Source organism: Desulfobacter sp., assembly GCA_028768525.1.
Lineage (GTDB): Bacteria > Desulfobacterota > Desulfobacteria > Desulfobacterales > Desulfobacteraceae > Desulfobacter.
In genome coordinates, this window is the sequence record CP054837.1 from 698,985 (window position 1) to 718,469 (window position 19,485).

A 19,485-nucleotide genomic window follows, 5' to 3' on the forward strand; every position below is an offset into this window, starting at 1 on the left:
CCTTAAAAAATCTTCCCTGGAATGCATTGCACTGCATGGAATCTGGCCGGGCATTTTTCCATACAGGCACCGCACCGGATACATTTTGACTGATCGATTACATGGACCTTTTTCTTCCGGCCCGAGACTGCGCCTGCCGGGCAGGATTTGATACAGCTGCCGCAGCCGGCACAGGCTTCCGGATCAATGAAATAGGAAATCAGGGCCCGGCAGACCCGGGCCGGACACTTTTTTTCAACGATATGGGCCAGGTATTCGGACTTGAAATACCGGATGGTTGATAATACGGGATTGGGCGCGGTCTGCCCCAGGCCGCACAAGGCGCTTCCCTTGACGGCCCTGCAAAGCTCTTCCAGGATATCCAGATCTTCGATGCTCCCTTTTCCCTCTGTTATATCCTCCAGGATATCCAACATCTGCTTGGTTCCCAGGCGGCAGGGAACGCAGCCGCCGCAGGACTCTTTCTGGGTAAACTCCAGAAAATACTTTGCCACATCCACCATGCAGGAATCCGTATTCATCACCACCATGCCCCCGGAGCCCATGATGCTGCCCACTGCGGTCAGGGAATCGTAATCAACCGGGGTATCCTGGAGCCTGGCCGGGATGCACCCCCCTGATGGGCCGCCGGTCTGGACCGCCTTGAATTCCTTGTCCCCCCGGACCCCGCCGCCGATGTCAAAGATCATTTCACGGATGGTAATCCCCAGGGGCACCTCCACGAGTCCGGGACGCTTAACCTCCCCCACCAGGGCAAAGGTCTTGGTCCCTTTGCTCTTTTCGGATCCGAAATCCGCATACCATTTTGCTCCCTGCTGGAGAATCAGGGCCACCGAGGCCAGGGTTTCCACATTGTTAATGATGGTGGGTTTGCCCCAGAGACCGGAGACCGCCGGGAACGGCGGCCTTGGCCGCGGCATGCCGCGCCGGCCTTCAATGGAGGCGATCAAAGCCGTCTCCTCGCCGCAGACAAATGCCCCGGCCCCCTTTTTGATGGTAATGTCAAAATCAAATCCGGAACCCATGATGTCTGCCCCGAGAAAACCGGCCCTCCGGGCCTGTTTAATGGCGGTTTCCAGCCGCTCCAGGGCCAGGGGATATTCCGCACGGCAGTAAATGAACCCGCGGGATGCGCCAATGCCTTTGCCGGCAATCACCATGCCTTCGATCAGGGCATGGGGGTCCCCTTCCAGAAGGGACCGGTTCATGAAAGCGCCGGGGTCTCCTTCATCGGCGTTGCAGATGAGATATTTGGGTTCCCCTTCTGCCTTTCGGCAGAAGCCCCACTTGACTCCGGTGGCGAATCCTGCACCACCCCGCCCCCTCAGACCCGAAGCCGTGACGGCCTCAATGATCTCCTCCCAGCCCATGTCCACAGCCTTTTTAAGCCCCGAATACCCATTGTTGGCCAGGTAATGGCTGAGGCATGCCGGATCGATCATGCCGCACCGTTTCAGAATTCTCCGAACCTGGTGTTTAAAGACATCTGTCTGGGAAAGGCGCGGGATCTGCTTCACCCTTCCCCTGCCCAGGGTCCCCAAGGCATATTCCTCAACAGGCTCCCCCTTAACCAGGTCCTTTTCCATAATTTCCAGGGCCCGGCTTTCATCCACCCACCCGTAAAGCACCTGGGGCCTGAAGGCCGCCGCAATAGAAACCACAGGCTCGGCATAACAAAGCCCCAGGCACCCCACTTCCATGATCCGGCAGTCCAGCCCCAGGTTGCCTGCCGCGGACCTCAGGGCCGTCAAGGTTTTGAAAGCCCCGGCTGACCGGCCGCATGTGGCTGTACCCACCCGTATCACCGGCGGTTGGCCGGATTGAAGGGTTTCCCACTCAAGGCGGGCCCGGCTGACCATCTCATTAAACCTTGATTTCATTTTTCAGCCTCCTGCGGAAAAACCCCCTCACCTTTTTGGGGGTGAGTTTCCCCTCGACCCGGTCATTGATCATGGCGCAGGGTGCCAGGCCGCAGGCGCCAATACAGGCCACCGTTTCAAGGGAGTATTCCAGATCGCCTGTGGCCTCCCCTTCCAGAATGCCCAGGGTATCGGAAAAGGCTTTGAGGATACGCGGCGCCCCCCTGACGTGGCAGGCCGTACCCCGGCAGGCCATGATATGGGTTTTACCGGCAGGGGAAAACCTGAACTGGGTATAAAAGGTGGCCACGCCGAATACCCGGCTTTCAGGGATATGAATAAAACTGGAAATCTCCAGCAGGACATCCTTGGGAAGGTATCCCAGCCGTGTCTGCACGGCCTGGAGCAGGGGGATGAGGTCCTCCTGCCTTCCTTCAAATTCCGAGAAAACGGATTTTAATGACGCTTCCATAACGCCTCCCGGATAATAATGGGTTAAAGGCTTTCAACGCGTCACTGAACAAGGGTAAAAGACGGGGCGAAATTCAAAAAGGTGGGAAATCTAAACGTGGACGGTACCAATATAAAACTTCAATCTCTGAATACTTCTATTTTACAGGGATCAGTCTCGAAGTCAAGGCGTAAAAAGCCTTTAGACGCCGGTCTTTTCACGGGCCGGACCGTTGGGATTCGTCATTTGTGAATGGGTGCAAGGCGGCGGGCAGGTACCTCCTGACCCGGCCCTTGATATTCTGTAATTCGCCTTTAATGTTTCCAGGGCAGGCCTGGCATCATTTTCGTTTAGCCAATGCAAGCATTGCCAGCCCGCCGCCGAAAAGCAGCATGGCGGACGGCAGGGGAACCGCAGCAGGCATTGAGGACAGCCCCTGGACTTCGGTGATGTACCAGTGGTCCGTTCCGTAAAAATCGGCCAGGTACCAGAGTCCGTTTTCTGAATTAACCGCATAGTAGACCAGTTCGTCCTCAGGGGTTTCATCCCCTTTATCGTCATCGGAATCCGTGATCCAGATCCCCAGGTAATTGCCGTCGGCATCATACTCGTATCCCCAGCAGGTCACACTATGGCCGCCGGTACCGCCGTCCGCCAGCCCCAAGGCGGTGGCGTACCCCTGGGTCAGGGAATATTCGATATTTCTCATGGCCAGCGCATCAACGGAGGACTCAAAAGTCGAAAATACATAATCATCCAGGGAATAGGTTGCGGCCCAAAATCCCCCGCCCGGGACATCCACCTGGGACCAGCCGCTCTCCCCCTGCATCTCGTTCTCTCCGTCAAACCACCATTCCCAGGCAAAATACGCATTGCCGCCGACATCTGTCCAATGGGCCTGGTAGTACTCAAAAATATCATCCGCATCCCCAACCACGTCGCCCCAGCCGGTCCAGGCCAAAATATTGGCGGCCGTGGCCGCCCAGCACATCAAATCATCCTCGCTGCTTAAGGGACTTTTTTCCGCATCAGACCAGGAGCCCCCCCAGTCGTCCCAGATATAATATGTGGATGCTGAAGCTGCCGCCCCCGTGAAAGCCGCAGTAATGATACAGAGCGTTAAAGCCATGATGACTGATTTCATATTTACCCTCCATGATATAGCGGTGTCAGGCACAAAAACGAGCGTCATGGTTTTATCCATATCTCCAGACATATCACACATGCAAGTATCCGAGCCATTCTCCATTATTTCTCCATATTCCCGGCGCCACAGCGCCCGCCACCAAAAGCATGGCATCCTGCAGGGCAGACCCATGGGACAATGCAGGTATCAATGCCGTTTCATGATACATGCGGATTGGTTCACACCCACTGCCGGATAAAATTCTCGACCGCCATGAACACCCTTTCCTTGCCTTCTCCCAGCAAGATGCCGTGACGGGGAAGATCAAAGAGATAATATTCCTTTATTTCCGATCCAATCTTGCTGAAAAGCCGTAAGGTTCCCTTGGGGTTGACCACGGGATCCTTTCTGGACTGGACCACCAGTACCGGTTTTTCAAGCGCCTTGAGTTTGGGTGCCAGCTGGTCCATTAGTTTTTCCAGCTGCCGTACCCCTGAAATGGGATTCCGTACATAATTGATATGGGGATTTTCGGGATTGTTTTCCACAAATTCCTTGGCCCCGGCATCCAGGCGGAGCATTTTCACCATGCTGTTCCAGGTATCAATGGCCGGAACGAACCAGGACCCCAGGTCATTGAGCTGCATGGGAGGTGCCACGGCAAAGACAGCTTGGTAATCCTCCACCCGGCCGGCCAGTTCCAGGGCCAGGCCCGCCCCGGTGGAGAAGCCCCCGATGATGATGTGGCGGCAGGAATGCCTGAGCACTACATAGGCCTCTTCAACGGACTCCACCCAGTCGTCATAGGTGGTGCCCGCCAGGTCCTCGGGGGCGGTGCCGTGGCCGGCCAGCCTGGGGGCATAAACCGAAAAGCCCTTCTCATACAGATATTCGGCAAACGCCTTCATCTCCCGGGGGGCGGCCATATATCCGTGGATGAGCAGGGCGCCCGGGGAATTATCATCTCTTTTGAGGAAAATCGGCTGCCCCACCCGCTTGCTTTTGGACTCCCCCTCAATGAAGAAGGCATTATAGGCCTGGGAAAAATCCACATTCATCTTTTCCACCAGCCTTGAGCGAACCCGGTCCATAATCCTGTTCCCGGGTGTCTGGGCAATTTTTTTCAGGCAGTTTTCCGCCTCGGTAACCGGTTCCACCTCATTGGCCATGACCAGTATCGGATTTTCCAGACGGATGGAATGAAAAGGCGTTTTTGTAAAAAAACGGGCCTGGTCCTTGACCATCCGGTCGCCTTCCATCTTCACCACACCGGTCTTCTCGGCCAGTGCGATGAAACGGCCGACACGGTCGTACCGGTCATTGGTCAGCAGATGGATCAGGTTATAACGGAAGAGATCCGACACATAGCAAAGCCGGTTCAGCATCAGGCAGGTAATGGCATAATATACCTTGGAACGGAATTCATAAATATCGATCCCCTTTTTCTTGTAGGGGAAATGCTTGAGTATGGCGGCCATGACATGGTCGTAATTCAGGGTGGTCATGGCATAGACGGCCGTCATGTACCGCTCCATGATCTTTCCGGCAATGGCGCGGCAGACTTCCTTGGAATAGATATCCTGCTCAAACCGCACCCGCCGCTTCACCGTCAGCATACTCTCAATATAGGGATCGTTTAAATAGGGATGAATATCGATGGCCTCGCCGAACCGGATGGTAATGTCCACCCCGGAAAGCATCATCCCGCCTTCCGTGAGCAGCTCGTCCTTCATCCGCTTGGAGGGTTCCTTGACCATGATATCCGCCATGGAAGACAGAATAGTTTCCCGGGGATTGGCCGGATAATAGGTGATGTTCACCGGAACGATAAAGGTATCCAGGGACAGCACTTTGTCCATCTGCCCCTCTTCTATGCCAAATGAGGCAGCGAGCCGCAAAAACTCAGGGGAATCCGTCTTGGACAGCCGCCTTAGCCGCTCCCTGAAAAAGGCACAGCGCAAGGCCTGGACCGCGGCGCCGGTGTGGGGACGTATCCTGCCGCCATCCCCCTCCAAGGCCAGCTCACCGTTTTTCACCATTTTCTTGTTTTTCACCATCATGCCCTCGGGAAAGATAATCCAGTCCATCTCCCCGGAAAGCAGGCTGGTCAGAATTTTTTCATCCCGCATGGGATCATGGGTGGACACCCCGCCCAGGGTATCCATCAATCCCTTGAGCACCGGGATATCAAAAAGTTCGGCCGCAGCCAGGGAGCTTATTTTCTTCCGGGTCAAAGAATGGATATGATAGGGCAGGAAAATGGTCTCGATCCGGGTAAAATGGTTGGCGCAGAAAATCACAGCCCCCTGGGGTATATTCTCCTCTCCCTGGATTCGGACCGTGGCCTTGGACAATCCGGAAAACGTTTTTAGGGTATAACCTGAGAGTTCAAAGATAAATGGGTTCATGGGCAGATCCTTAAAACGCCGAGGCTATTGATTATTCATCCCCCTCTGGTATAAGATACAAAGCTTGGATTATACAGATTAATGATTATCATACCCAATGTGCCGGCTTTGCACAAATAATTTAATACTTGAAAAGCATATATCCACATAAATAAATATTTAGGACGTAACGGAGGACGATCATTGTATTCAAAAATTGTTATCCTAGATTTCCCGCCGGAGGTGGCCCAGAAGGCCATCGTCTGCCAGCTGGTCAAAAAATACGACCTGCTCTTTAACATCCTTAAAGCCCAGATTTCTTCCAGGCGGGAAGGCCACATGGTGCTGGAGATCTCCTCGGTATCCAGGGCAGGGTTCAATAAAGGGGTGAACTTCCTCAAGGAACAGGGGATCCGTATTTCCACCCCTGAACATCAGATTTACAAGGATGAAGAAATCTGTACCCACTGCGGGGCCTGCATCGCCGTATGCCCCACCGACGCCCTGTACATCAAGCGCCCTGAAATGGAAGTGATTTTCGACCGGGAAAAATGCAGTCTGTGCGAACGATGCCTGGTGACCTGCCCCACCCGGGCCATGGGCCTTTTTAGCAAAAATAAGGAAGAGATCGCCTGATGGGATCCCCGGTTGTTGCCGTTGCCCTGAGCGGGGGCATCGATTCCCTGGTATCGGGATTTCTGATTAAAAAAGCCTACAAAGCGGTATTCGGTATCCATTTTACCACGGGCTACGAAGCCTCCCCCGTGGATACGGCCACCCTCGAGGCCCAGCTGGGGTTCAAGGTCCACACCATCGACCTGAAAGAGACCTTTGAAAAAGAGGTGGTGGATTATTTCATCTCCACATACATGGCCGGCAAAACCCCGAATCCCTGCCTGGTATGCAATAGGAAGATTAAGTTCGGCGCCCTCCTCGACCAGGCAGAAAAACTCGGGGCCCATGCCCTGGCCACTGGCCATTACGCCAGGGTGACCAATAAATTTTCCTGCCCGGACAAAGAGATTCCGGGCGCCTGGCTGGAAAAGGGAAAAGATCCCAAAAAAGACCAGTCCTATTTCCTGGCCCTGCTCTCTTCGGCCCAGTTGGATCGCCTCATCTTTCCTTTGGGGGGCCTGGACAAGGAAGGGGTCAGGCAGTTGGCCCTGGAAAACGGCCTGACCCCCTCGGTTCCCTCGGAAAGCCAGGATATCTGCTTTATCAAAGAAAAAAATTTTTCGGATTTCATCATCCGTAAAACAGGGATACAGCCCCGCCCCGGAAAAGTCGTGGACATTGAGGGTAGAGAGGTGGGCACCCACAGGGGACTGCACACCTTTACGATCGGGCAACGCCGGGGCATCAATATCCCGGCCCAGGCCCCCTATTATGTCAAACGCATCAACATGGCGGACAACACCCTCCAGGTCTGCTTTAAACAGGATCTGGCCCAGCGCCGGATGAAGGTGGACAATATTACCTGGAATTATCCGGAGGGCAAGGAGATCTCCAGCCTGACCACAAAAATAAGATACAGCCACAAAGGTGCCGCCTCAACCCTGGTCAGGCAGGGCAACACCGGGGATGTCATTTTTGATGTACCGCAAAATGCCGTTACACCGGGGCAGGCCGCCGTATTTTATCTTGAAAACCGGGTGCTGGGCGCCGGCATCATCCGGTAACCATCTGGTAAACAAAACAAAGTGAGCAAAAAATAGTATAATGAATAGAAAGACCTTTTATATAGAAACCCTGGGCTGCAAGGTCAACAAATATGAGAGCGACGGCATTGCCGCCGGTCTTGAAGACCGAGGGCTCGTCCGGGGAAAAAAGGGATGCAAAGCGGACATCTGCATCATCAACACCTGTGCCGTGACCTCCAAGGCCGGCATGCAGTCCAGGCAGGCCATCCGCCGGCTCATCCGGGAGAACCCCGGTGCAAAAATCATGGTTACCGGCTGCCATGCCCAGACCGACCCCGAAGTGGTGGGAGAAATCAAGGAGATCGATGAAATCATCTGCCACAGGGATAAAGACAAAATTGCAAAATGCATCGCGGGGAACTGTGAAAACGAATCCCATCCCTTTCGTTTCAAAAAAACGGACCACAGTAAGAATGCAAGCTTCATCGGCTTTGATAAACCCGTTTGCGGAAGCATGACCCGGGCCTATTTAAAAATTCAGGACGGGTGCCACCAGTTCTGCACCTATTGCATTATCCCCTATGCCCGGGGCGCCTCGGTTTCCATGCCCGAAGCCCAGGTATTCAGCCACCTGAAAGGCCTGGCCGCCAAGGGGTTCAACGAAGTTATCATCACCGGCATCCACACCGGACTCTACGGACAGGATCTCACGCCTCCCACCACCCTCTCCGCCCTGGTCCGGGAGATGGACGAAAAAAAAGCCGCGGGCCGGATCAGAATTTCATCCATAGAACCCAACGAAATCACCCCGGACCTCATTGAACTGGCCGGGCCCGGCCGCATTCTCTGCGACCACTTCCACATTCCCCTGCAGTCCGGGGACAACGGGGTGCTCCAACGAATGAAGCGGCCCTATACCACAGAAGAATTCCAACAGGTGGTCCAGGACATCCACTCGGCCCTGCCCCACGCCGGCATCGGCCTGGATGTCATCATCGGCTTCCCCGGCGAGACGGATAAGCAGTTTGAAAACACCTATGAACTCATAGCCTCCCTGCCCGTCTCCTACCTGCATGTCTTCCCCTTCTCCCCGAGAAAGGGCACCCCGGCCTTCCATTTCACCCCAAAGGTGGACGGTATGGTCATAAAGGAGCGTGCGGCGCGCATGCGGAAACTGGACAGGGAAAAGCGGGAGGCCTTTATAAAGAAGCAGATGGGCCGCCCCCTCCAGGGACTGGTACAGCACCAGGAAGACAGGGAAACCGGCATGCTGAAGGCCGTGACGGCCAATTACCTCACGGTGCTCATTGAAGGGGATGCCACCCTGAAAGGGAAATTGGTGGATCTGAGCGTCAGCCGTTGCGATGACCGGCTGACACTATGGGGAGATATAATTTAAAATCCGCGGGCTTTTCTGATCTGTTCGTAGGCGTTCTGGATTTCTGAAAACTTATCATTGGCAAATTTCACGAACTCTTCGGGAAGCCCTTTGGCCTCAATCTTGTCCGGGTGGTATTCCTGGACAAGGGTGCGGTACTGTTTTTTTATCTCTTCGTTGGTGGCATTTTCATCACATTTGAGTACGGCGTAATAGGGATCTGCCGCTTTTACATACCGGGATTTGAGCCGGTCATAATCGGCCTGGGAATACTGGAAAATCCGGACGGCGGATAAAAGCAGCCCCTCTTCGCCGGAGGAAATGGAACCGTCAGCGGCGGATACCCGGACCAGCACATCCATCATCAGGTCGATGATATTGGGCTGGGACCTGAACACCGCATAAAACTGGCGGGCAAAGGCCTCAAAGGGCTCCGGGGACGAGATGGCCTGCCTGAAAATATTCTTGGCGGTTTCCCGGCCCGAGGCATCCAACTGCAGGTCCACGGCCATGAACCGCTCCACTGCCTGAATTTCCTTTTCACTGACCCGGCCGTCCACCTTGGATATTTTGGCCAGCATTGAAAAGGCCCCTGTAAAAAAGACGAGCTGGGCTTCTTCGTTGGAAGAGAGTCCTGGGCCCTCCCGGCCCGGTATGGATTTGAGATATTCGTCTTCCTTTTTATCCACAAAGGTATGGCCGAAGGCCGCCCCTGCCACTGCACCGATGGGGCCGCCCAGGGCAAACCCCAGGGTCCCGCCGATCATTTTTCCCAGCCAGCTCATAAAAAATCCTTGGTTTGGTTAATACATCAGGCGTTAAAGCCTTGTCACAAAGTTAAAGATTATATATAACCACTGAAGTCATCACCGTCAAACGCTTAAGGGGAATTTATCCGTGCTGGCAAAAAACATTGTGGGCATCATCATTCTGGTTCTGAATATCGCAGGGCTGGGCTATATGATATACATGGCCGGTCTTTTTCTTGTGAATCGCTTCATTCCCAAAGAGGAAGTCGAAGAGGAAGTTGTTACTGAAGCCCCGGTCCGTAAAAATGAAAAAGTGGTCATTGACGAAGATATTATTCCCGAAGAAGACGATCTGCTCAAGGATATGGACCTTTCAGACCTGGACAACCTGAATTTAGATGATTTTGAATAGACGGATACCCGGTTTGCCGGCCTGGTGGCTTGCGGGAATACTGCTCCTCGCCGCCGGCTGCGCATCCGCCCCCCCCAAAGGGTCGCCGGTATATTATAACAGGGCGCCTGAAGAAACGCCGCGCTCGGTATTTACGGCAGCAGAGGATACACTGATCCTGGCGAGAATCAAATCCAAACTCTTTTCCGACGATCTGGTGGACCAGGACGATATCGATATCAGGGTGAGGCACGGGGTGGTTATTCTGGAGGGCAATGCACGGGATATTTACCACCGCCGGATGATCATGGATCTGATACAGACCGTTGACGGGGTGGTCCGGATTGAAAACCGCATGGCCCTCATCCACAGCGGCACCACCTTTGCCACTTCGGAATCCGTCACCAGGGACAGAATACAAATGGCATTGCTCGGTGACCCGGAGCTGGGCCCCTACCCCGTCCGGGTGACGGCCACTCGGGATGAGGTGATCCTCACGGGCAGCGTGGGCTCCCAGGTGCTCAAACAAAAAGCGGCCGCCATTGCAAAGGGATTTGCAGGCGACCGCCGGGTCGTCAATCAGCTTGTGAGTTCAAACTAGACCGAATCAAACCGAGGTTCAGGCCGATTTTTTCTTCTGCCACCGCTTCTTTTTCTTTTCCTTGTCCTTGACCGGAGCACACCGGGTTTCTATGGAATTCTCACCCAGCAGGGCCTGGACTTCCCTAAAAAATTCAGGGTGGGCATCGGCCCGGTATTCATCCCCCAATTTCACCATGACAGGGGGGTGGTTTTCATCTATCCTGATTTTAAACAGGGACACACAGTCACCGGGATAGCGTTCGATCACCGGTTTTAGCTGTTCAAAAATCTCCATGCCGTTTTTCTCTGCATCCACCTCAATGACGATGCCCGATGTCCATTCGGTCTCGGCCTGTTCAATGGGAACGATTTTCTCCCCCAGAAGTTTCACCGTATTTTCAGTCTTCTGGACTTCGGCTTCAAGGATGACGATCTGCTCCTCGGACAAAAGGGTATGGACCTTGGCATAGAGCTTGGGAAAGACCACCACCTCCACCGTGGCAGCCTGGTCCTCTATGGCGCAGAAAGCCATCATATCCCCTTTTTTGGTCTTGTGGATCTTGAGCACCTTAAGGGTGCCGCCGATGCGGATCATGCGCTCGTTGGCCACATCCTGGAGGGTGGTGGTGTTTACGCTGGCGTACTTTTTGATGATCTCCCCATACTTGTCCATGGGATGGCCGGTGATATAGAATCCAAGGGCATCCTTTTCAAGTTCCAGCAGTTCATTGTCTTCCCATTCTTCCAGGTGGGGCATCTTCGGCACGGCCATGGGCAGGGCCACCCCCATGCCGGAGTCGGCAAAGAGGTCCAGCTGGGCATCGGCCTTTTCCCTCTGTATCCGGTGTCCGTGCTCCAGGGCCTCTTCCAGTACGGCCATCATCTGGCTCCGCTTGTCCCCGGTGGAGTCAAAGGCACCGCATTTGATCAGGGCTTCCAATACCTTTTTATTGGCGCCGCTCACCCGTTCGCAAAAATCGTATATGCTCTCGAAACGGCCTTCCTTTTCCCGGATCTTTACAATGACTTCAATGATGGCGTCCCCCACCCCCTTTACCGCAGCCATACCGAAACGGATGCAGCCGTCGTCCACGGTGAAAAAGACATCACTCTGGTTCACATCCGGGGGCAGTACTTTGATATCGTGGGCCCGGCACTCATCCATATATTTGAGTACGGCATCGGAGTTGCTCCGCTCCGAGGTCATCAGCGCCGCAATAAATTCCACCGGGAAATTGGCCTTGAGATAAGCGGTCTGAAACGAAATCAGCGCATAGGCTGCCGAATGGGATTTATTGAACCCGTAGCCGCCGAATTTTTCCATGAGGTCAAAAAGTTCGGCCGCCTTTTTGGGGTCATGGCCGTTTTCCTGGGCCCCTTTCATGAACAGGTTCCGGTGTTCCTCCATCATGGCGGCGATTTTCTTGCCCATGGCCTTTCTCAGGCCGTCTGCATCGGCCATGGAATAATTGGCGAGGACACCGCCGATTTTCATGACCTGTTCCTGGTAGAGGATGACCCCGTAGGTTTCGTCCAGCACCTGTTCCAACTCCGGGAAAAGATATTCAACCGGTTCCCTGCCGTGCTTTCTTTCCACGTAGGAATCGGCCATGCCCGAATCAAGGGGGCCGGGGCGGTAGAGGGCCACCAGGGCCACAATATCGGAAAAGCTGGCGGGTTTGAGCCGGGAGATCAGCTCCTTCATGCCTGAACTTTCCAGCTGGAACACCCCGGTGGTATCCGAACTCTGGAGCAGTTCAAAGGTCTTTTTATCCTCTGGATCCAGGTGGAGCAGATCCGGTGCTTCCCTGCCCTGTTTTTCAATGAGGCCGATGCAGTTCTTGATGACCGTGAGGTTCCGCAGGCCCAAAAAGTCAAATTTGACCAGACCCTGCTTTTCCGTGTAGGTCATGTCAAACTGGGTGATGGTCTCCCCTTCCTTGCCCCGGAACAAGGGAAGGTATTCATAGAGGGGCTTGTCCGAAACCACAACACCGGCCGCATGGGTGGAGGCATGGCGGGGCAGCCCTTCCAGAAGCCGGGCAATTTCCAGTAGCTGGGTCTTTTCAGGGGTTTCGTTGCATTTGTCCAGGATGGCCGGCACCTCTTCAATGGCCTTGGCCAGGTTCTTGGACATATCCGGAATCATTTTGGCAATTTCGTCCACCTCGGAAAGGGGGATGCCCAGGGCCCGGCCCACGTCCCGGATCACGGCCTTGGCCTTTAGCTTTCCAAAGGTAATGATCTGGCAGACATAGTCCGGCCCACCGTACCGGTCAATGGTGTACTGGTAAACCTTGTCCCGGCCTTCAATGCAGAAATCCACGTCGATATCCGGCATGGAGATACGGGCCGGATTCAAAAATCTTTCAAAGATGAGACCGTGCTCAATGGGATCCAGGGCCGTGATGCCCATGGCATAGGCCACCATGGAACCGGCCGCAGACCCCCTGCCCGGTCCCACCGGCACCCCGATGCTCCTGGAATGCTCAATAAAATCCGCCACAATGAGGAAATAACCGGGGAAGCCCATATCCAGAATAATGCCGATCTCGTAATCAATACGGTCCCGGTAGACCTTTTCATCAATATCAGGATTATTCTTCTTGATCTTTGCCAGCCGTTCCTCAAAGCCTTTCCTGGCCAGGCGCTCAAAGAGCTGGGCCTCTGATACCCCCTCTTCCCTGGAAAAGACCGGGAAATGGTAACTTTTGTCCCCCCATTCCACATTACACTGCTCTGCGATGAGCCGGGTATTGGAAATGGCATCGGGGAAATGGCCCAGAGTATTCTGCATCTCCTCGGGGGATTTGAAATACAACTCGTCGGAATCGAACCGGAACCGCTTGGGGTTATCGTAGGTATCCCCGGTCTGGATGCAGAGCAGAATCTCGTGGGCCTTGGCATCCCCCTTGGACAGGTAGTGACAGTCATTGGTGGCCACCATGGGTATGGAAAGCCGTTTGGAGATATCCAGCAGCCCCTCGTTGACCTGGTGCTGGATATCCATCCCGTTTTCCTGGACTTCCAGGAAAAAATTCCCCTCCCCCATGGTTTTCTGGTAAAACCGGGCCCGTTCTTCGGCCCTTTCCATGTCACCGGCCAGGATGGCCTGGGGGATGTCCCCCTTTAGGCAGGCGGAAAGAGCGATGAGACCGCCGCTGTTTTCGGCCAGAAGATCCCGGTCGATACGGGGTTTGTAGTAGAACCCCTTGAGCTGGGCGATGGAAACCATCTTGCACAGGTTTTTGTAGCCGTTATGGTCCTTGGCCAGGAGAACCAGATGGTTCAGCCCTTTTTTATCGAGCTGTGTCCGGTCGTTCAGGGTCCGCGGGGCCACATAGACCTCGCATCCCAGAATCGGCTTTATTCCGGCCTTATGGGCCTTTTCATAAAACTCGGCCACACCGAACATGGTGCCGTGGTCGGTCATGGCCACGGCGTCCATTCTGTATTCCTTGGCCCTGTTCAGCAGGGAATCCAGGCGGATGGCCCCGTCCAGAAGAGAATACTCGGTGTGCAGGTGCAGATGACAAAAGGGGGAGGGGGTATCGCTCATCTTAAGATTAATTACTCTCCACTCTGTAGTTGGGGGCTTCCTTGGTGATCACAACGTCATGTACATGGCTTTCCCGCAGGCCGGCGGATGAAATTTTCACGAACCGGGCCTTTTCATGGAGCTCCTCAATGGTGGCGGCGCCCAGGTACCCCATGCCGGCCTTGAGGCCGCCGAGCATCTGGACAATGTTTTCCCTGACGGTGCCACGGTAGGGGATACGGCCAACGATACCTTCGGGTACCAGTTCTTCGTCTTCACCGGTATCTTTCTGGTAGTAGCGGTCGGAACTGCCTTTTTTCATGGCTTCAACAGACCCCATGCCGCGGTAGGCCTTATAAGAGCGGCCCTGGTAGATGACGATTTCCCCCGGGCTTTCCCGGGTGCCTGCCAGCAGGCTGCCCAGCATGACGGAGTCCGCCCCTGCGCCCAGTGCTTTGGCAATGTCGCCGGAGAATTTGATGCCGCCGTCGGCAATGATGGGGACGCCGGTTTTCTTGGAAATTTCTGCGCAGTTTGTTACGGCGGTGAGCTGGGGAACCCCCACGCCGGCCACGATACGGGTGGTACAGATGGAACCGGGGCCGATACCGATCTTCACGGCATCCACGCCCGCATCAATGAGGGCCTTGGCACCGCCTTCAGTGGCCACGTTCCCGGCAACCACCTGTGAAGAGGGGAAAGCCGCTTTGATACGCTGAACCGCATCAATGACGTTCTTGGAATGGCCATGGGAGGTGTCGATGACCAAGGCATCTGCACCGGCGGTGACCAGAGCCTCCACCCGTTCCATCATGTCCGATCCCACGCCGATGGCTGCACCGGCCCTGAGGCGTCCCAAAGAGTCTTTACAGGCATTGGGGTACTTACGAATTTTCTCAATGTCTTTGATGGTGATCAGCCCCTTGAGTGTTCCCTGGGGGTCCACGACAAGAAGCTTTTCAATTCTGTGCTTGTGCAGCATGATCTTGGATTCTTCCAAGCTGCATTTTTCAGGCACGGTGACCAGATTTTCGCTGGTCATGACCTCCCTGGTCGGTTTGTCCATCTGGGTTTCAAACCTCAGGTCCCGGTTGGTGACGATGCCCACAAGCTTTTCACCGTCCACCACGGGAATTCCCGAAATCCGGTACTTGGCCATTACATTGAGGACCTCCTGAATGGTGGCGTCGGGATGGACGGTCACAGGGTCCACAATCATTCCGCTTTCGCTTTTTTTCACCCGGTCAACCTCAACGGCCTGCTCTTCAATGCTCAGGTTCCGGTGGATAAAGCCCATGCCGCCGGCCCGGGCCATGGCAATGGCGGTCAGCGCCTCGGTAACCGTATCCATGGCCGCACTGACGATGGGGATATTGAGTTCAAGTTCTTTGGTCAGCCGGGTTCGGGTGGTCACCTCATCGGGGAGGATGGCTGAATAATCGGGGACTAGCAGGACATCGTCAAATGAGAGTCCCTCTTGGGGTAATACAATGGACATAAAAGCCTCCAGAAAGGAAAATTGTTTATTAATACTATTATGGCCGGCTATTACGTGGGGTCATAAAGGCCGGCCAAATTTGAAATTCAAATTAAAGTATATAAACACGTACTCTTACCAAATCCGGCTGTTTTTTACAACCCAAAAGATAGAGGGGTAATACAAAGAAAAATGCATTACCATATCATATTAAACACTTACCGCAATTAAAAGATTGAATCATTTTAATTTATCCCCCAGAATTTTCAGGATGACCGGTATGGCCGGGGGCACACGCCCGCTGCCTTGGGTAAAATTCCTGATCATGGTCAAATGGCTGCCTTGGACCCGGGTTGACGCAATATTTTCAAGAATGGCCGAATCAATTGTCACCAAGCCATCACCCAAAGTGTTGCCCATTTCGGTCAGGGCAGCCTCAAGGCTCCTGGCCGCCTGTTGTTTTTCAAAGGGCAGCAAAGTCTCCATTCTCCGGGCCAGTTCCCTGATATCCCTGCTGGTCCAGGGGGAGAGCCCCCCTGCAATGACATGGAGATTGACCCCCGTCGGATGGGGACGGCTGTTGAGCCGGTTGAGGAATACACTGCCCGGTATCAGGTCAAGGCCTGCCGCCCCGGTACCGTCCAGCATCCCCTGGAGCAATGTGGTATCCTCCTCAAAAAAATTGAGGAACTGCTCGCGGAACTCCATGAAAAAACGGAACCGGGCCAGTTGGGACCCGTGGTTGGGCGTGCCCACCATGATCAGATCCGACACAGGTGGGACCAGACCACCAGCCTGTGCGCGTGCATAGCCGATTTCAGGAGAGGTGAGCATCTCCCTTGACACCAGGCCCCCCATGCTGTGGCCGATAATCACAAGCTCCCGGCCATGGGGCCGGGGCAGACCTTTTAACGCCTCAAAGAAGAGGCGGGCCGAGGCGGTAATGCGCTGGTCATTTGGATAGGACATCATCAGAACGGCATTCCCTTTTTCATCCAGAACCGGGGCCAGATCCATCCAAATCCGGCCCGGCTCGTCCAGGCCGTGGATCAGCACCACCACAGGCAGATCAGACTCCCCTGGCATCAAAGCGGCCCCCTTAAGCCGCTTGCCGGATTTCCAGCGGGACAATCCGTATCCCCTTGCCGCATGTTCCATGGCATCGGGAAAGGCTGATTTCACCTGTTCATGCAGATAATTCCTGGCGGCCCACTCCTCTTCCAGGAAAAACTGCCGACCGGCCTGATAGAACACCGCCACCGCCATAAAAAAAAGAATCAGCCGTTTAATTTTTTTCCAGCCCATTTTCCGTCCTCACCATGCTGCCTGGTGGTCCGCCCACTTCACATCCCACCTAATTATGGTTTGTCTCATCCCAGATTATCTGGTATAGCAAATTAAACATTGTTCCACCAATCAAAAGAAACAAAAAAGGATATCCCGATGACCTTGTTCTCCGTTGACCAGGACCTGTGCAAGCGAGACGGCATCTGCGCCGCTGAATGCCCCATGGGCATCATTAAATGGAAAAAAGAAGAGATTCCCACACCCGCTGCTGCGGCAGGGGATTTGTGCATTAACTGCGGCCATTGTGTTGCCGTATGCCCCCACGGTGCCCTGAGCCTCAAAAACCTGGCATCGGAAGACTTCCTCGCCCTTGATAAAACCCGGGCACTCAGCCCCGGGCAGACAGAGTATTTCTTCAGGGCCCGGCGCTCCATACGGAACTTCAAAGAAAAACCCGTTGACAAAAGCACATTGGAAGAACTCATCCGGCTGGCATCCTTCGCCCCGTCGGGCCACAACTGCCAGCCCGTCCACTGGCGGATTCTCAACGGACAGGATCTGGTCAGGGAACATGCCGCTATGGTCATCGACTGGATGAAACTCACCAAAAAGGAAAATCCTGAGCTGGCAAAGCTATTGCACCTGGATATGATCATCGGGGCATGGAAATTCAAAATAGACATCGTGACCCGCAACGCCCCCACCCTGATCCTGGCCCAGGGCCACGAGGCCAATCCCATGGCCCCTCCGGCATGCACCATCGCCATGACCTACCTGGACCTGGCCGCCCAGTCCTTTGGTGTGGGCACCTGCTGGTGCGGTTATTTTCTCAGGGCGGCCACCGTCTATCCTCCCCTGGCTGAAAAACTGGGTAAAAATGACGGACTGCTAACCCACGCCGTGATGATGGCGGGCTACCCCAAATTCAAATACCACCGGATGCCGCCGAGGAATACGCCGAAAATTTCCTGGATGGAATAATGGATAACGGCGGGCCAGGGTTTTAGAGATTGACAGCTCTAACCTTTCTATATAAGGTTGCCCGTGGTATTATTCCACAGGCAAAAAATTAATTAACGGACCCCGAAGATGTTATTACGCGTCAACCCATATAATCCCCAGGAACGCCAGATCAGCAAGGCGGTGGGTATCCTGAAAAAAGGCGGCATTGTCGCATACCCGACAGATACATTTTACGGTATCGGCTGCGATATCATGAATAAAAAAGCCATTGAAAAGGTTTATGCCATCAAGCAGCGGGTAAAGACCAAGCCCTTCAGTTTTATCTGCCCGGACCTTAAGGACATCGCCACCTATGCCAAGGTGTCAAACATGGCCTACCGGCATATGAAGCGCCTGCTCCCCGGCCCCTACACCTTTGTCCTCCCCGGATCCAAAATGGTGCCCAAAATCATGCTGACCAAACGGCGGACAGCCGGCATCCGGGTACCAGATAATGAAATTGCCCTGATGCTGGCCAGGGAGCTGGGCAACCCGATTATCTCCACCTCTGCCACAGATCCCGAGGGCCACGTATTTGAAGACCCCTCGCTTCTCCATGATTATTTTGCCAAGCGCCTGGATGCGGTAATTGACGGCGGCCCCGTACCCGGGGCCCCCTCATCGGTGATCTCCCTGGTGGACGACGAGCCGGAAATCATCAGATACGGCGCAGGGGATGTGGATGTATTTGAGTAGCGCCCCTTACTTGATGGTATACCCCGGATTTCCGGGCAGAATCCCCGAAATATGAATATCCTGTAACAGCGTCTCTGCCAGCCGTTTTATAAAGGTCATCTTGTCTTCAGACGGATACACCGGCACCGGTTCTCCTTGGATACCGGCCAGACGGCCGGCCCACTGTACCGCATCGTCAAGGTTGCCCAGACGGTCAATGAGCTTCAGTTTCAAGGCCTTCTGTCCGGTATAGACCCGCCCGTCCGCCAGTTTGGCCATGAGCGAGGTTTCCATTTTTCTTGCCGTTGCCGCATCCCGAACAAACTGGCTGTGGAGTTCATCCACCAGCTCCTGGAACAGGGCTTTTTCACTTTCCTTGAGTTCCCGCAAGGGAGAGCCCATATCCTTGAATTCACCGCTCTTGATCACCACAGGGGAGATGCCGATTTTTTCGGCAATGGCCTGGAGGTTGGCATACTCCATGATCACGCCGATGCTGCCGGTGATGGTGCCGGGGTTGGCCACAATTCCATGGGCGGCCGCAGCAATATAGTACCCGCCCGAAGCCGCCACAGATCCCATGGATGCGATCACTTTTTTCTTTTTCCCGGTTTTGATCAGTTCCCGGTAAATTTCCTGGGAAGGCCCGATACCGCCACCGGGGCTGTCGACCCGCAGGACAATGGCCTTTATCCGGTCATCCTTCCGGAATGCCTGGAGATCCTCAATCACCTGCTTCGAGGAGATGATGGGTCCCGAGACCTCAACCACGCCGATATTTCCGGCCGCCTGGCCCATGTGGCCGCCCAGTCCTGAGTTAAAAGCCAGGGATCCCATGGTCATCAGCCCCACAAGGCCCAGAAATCCCAGGGTCATACAGCCGCAGACAATGGAAAGGAAAAACAAAAAGGGATGGCGTCGCGCGAACATAAACTTATTTCCT

General features: G+C 54.5%; 16 protein-coding genes. 7 read left to right on the plus strand and 9 right to left on the minus strand.

The window, feature by feature from the left end:
- Positions 1–2 precede the first annotated feature (2 nt).
- From nuoF to HUN04_03120, 4 genes are all read right to left on the minus strand, one after another.
- Complete coding sequence (gene nuoF / locus HUN04_03105) at positions 3–1,859, minus strand: NADH-quinone oxidoreductase subunit NuoF (protein ID WDP93145.1); 1,857 nt, start codon at positions 1,857–1,859, stop codon at positions 3–5.
- 4 nt (positions 1,860–1,863) lie between these two features.
- A complete protein-coding gene (gene nuoE / locus HUN04_03110; GenBank protein ID WDP88775.1) occupies positions 1,864–2,331 on the minus strand; it encodes an NADH-quinone oxidoreductase subunit NuoE in 468 nt (155 codons plus the stop codon).
- A 319-nt stretch (positions 2,332–2,650) separates the two neighbouring features.
- The gene (locus tag HUN04_03115; GenBank protein WDP88776.1) at positions 2,651–3,454 is read right to left on the minus strand and encodes a hypothetical protein; all 804 of its coding nucleotides are present in this window, start codon (positions 3,452–3,454) and stop codon (positions 2,651–2,653) included.
- A 221-nt stretch (positions 3,455–3,675) separates the two neighbouring features.
- Complete coding sequence (locus tag HUN04_03120; protein ID WDP88777.1) at positions 3,676–5,844, minus strand: alpha/beta fold hydrolase; 2,169 nt, start codon at positions 5,842–5,844, stop codon at positions 3,676–3,678.
- Between the two features lie 183 nt (positions 5,845–6,027).
- Between HUN04_03120 and HUN04_03125 the strand changes: the two genes are divergently transcribed.
- From HUN04_03125 to mtaB, 3 genes are read left to right on the plus strand one after another with little or no spacing between them, the layout of a single operon-like run.
- Positions 6,028–6,459 carry a 4Fe-4S binding protein gene (locus HUN04_03125; protein WDP88778.1) on the plus strand — a complete coding sequence of 144 codons (432 nt, stop codon included), beginning with the start codon at positions 6,028–6,030 and terminating at the stop codon, positions 6,457–6,459.
- Positions 6,459–7,502: a tRNA 2-thiouridine(34) synthase MnmA gene (mnmA, locus tag HUN04_03130; GenBank protein ID WDP88779.1), complete on the plus strand. Its 1,044-nt coding sequence runs from the start codon at positions 6,459–6,461 to the stop codon at positions 7,500–7,502. Before HUN04_03125 ends, mnmA begins: the two co-directional genes overlap by 1 nt.
- A gap of 40 nt (positions 7,503–7,542) precedes the next feature.
- Positions 7,543–8,862 (plus strand): tRNA (N(6)-L-threonylcarbamoyladenosine(37)-C(2))-methylthiotransferase MtaB, encoded by a 1,320-nt coding sequence (gene mtaB / locus HUN04_03135; GenBank protein WDP88780.1) that lies wholly within the window; start codon positions 7,543–7,545, stop codon positions 8,860–8,862.
- Here the strand turns inward: mtaB and HUN04_03140 are convergent.
- The gene (locus HUN04_03140; protein ID WDP88781.1) at positions 8,859–9,626 is read right to left on the minus strand and encodes a TerB family tellurite resistance protein; all 768 of its coding nucleotides are present in this window, start codon (positions 9,624–9,626) and stop codon (positions 8,859–8,861) included. The two genes, mtaB and HUN04_03140, sit on opposite strands and share 4 nt — an antisense overlap.
- Before the next feature lie 112 nt (positions 9,627–9,738).
- Between HUN04_03140 and HUN04_03145 the strand changes: the two genes are divergently transcribed.
- Together HUN04_03145 and HUN04_03150 are read left to right on the plus strand one after the other, a co-directional pair.
- On the plus strand, positions 9,739–10,002 hold the full coding sequence (locus HUN04_03145; protein WDP88782.1) for a hypothetical protein: 264 nt from the start codon (positions 9,739–9,741) through the stop codon (positions 10,000–10,002).
- A gap of 13 nt (positions 10,003–10,015) precedes the next feature.
- Entirely contained in the window at positions 10,016–10,582 is a 567-nt protein-coding gene (locus HUN04_03150) for a BON domain-containing protein (protein WDP88783.1), read from the plus strand.
- A gap of 18 nt (positions 10,583–10,600) precedes the next feature.
- On the opposite strand, the gene dnaE is transcribed toward HUN04_03150, so the two are convergent.
- From dnaE to HUN04_03165, 3 genes are all read right to left on the minus strand, one after another.
- On the minus strand, positions 10,601–14,122 hold the full coding sequence (gene dnaE / locus HUN04_03155; GenBank protein WDP88784.1) for a DNA polymerase III subunit alpha: 3,522 nt from the start codon (positions 14,120–14,122) through the stop codon (positions 10,601–10,603).
- A 7-nt stretch (positions 14,123–14,129) separates the two neighbouring features.
- Positions 14,130–15,599, minus strand: coding sequence for an IMP dehydrogenase (gene guaB / locus HUN04_03160; GenBank protein ID WDP88785.1), 1,470 nt, complete (start codon positions 15,597–15,599; stop codon positions 14,130–14,132).
- A 219-nt stretch (positions 15,600–15,818) separates the two neighbouring features.
- Entirely contained in the window at positions 15,819–16,883 is a 1,065-nt protein-coding gene (locus HUN04_03165; protein ID WDP88786.1) for an alpha/beta fold hydrolase, read from the minus strand.
- Between the two features lie 138 nt (positions 16,884–17,021).
- On the opposite strand from HUN04_03165, the gene HUN04_03170 reads away from it, so the two are divergent.
- Positions 17,022–17,846, plus strand: a complete 825-nt coding sequence (locus HUN04_03170) for a nitroreductase family protein (GenBank protein ID WDP88787.1) — start codon at positions 17,022–17,024, stop codon at positions 17,844–17,846.
- A gap of 108 nt (positions 17,847–17,954) precedes the next feature.
- Positions 17,955–18,563: a threonylcarbamoyl-AMP synthase gene (locus tag HUN04_03175; protein WDP88788.1), complete on the plus strand. Its 609-nt coding sequence runs from the start codon at positions 17,955–17,957 to the stop codon at positions 18,561–18,563.
- A gap of 6 nt (positions 18,564–18,569) precedes the next feature.
- Here the strand turns inward: HUN04_03175 and sppA are convergent, their stop codons facing one another.
- Positions 18,570–19,472, minus strand: a complete 903-nt coding sequence (sppA, locus tag HUN04_03180) for a signal peptide peptidase SppA (protein WDP88789.1) — start codon at positions 19,470–19,472, stop codon at positions 18,570–18,572.
- Between the last annotated feature and the right edge of the window lie 13 nt (positions 19,473–19,485).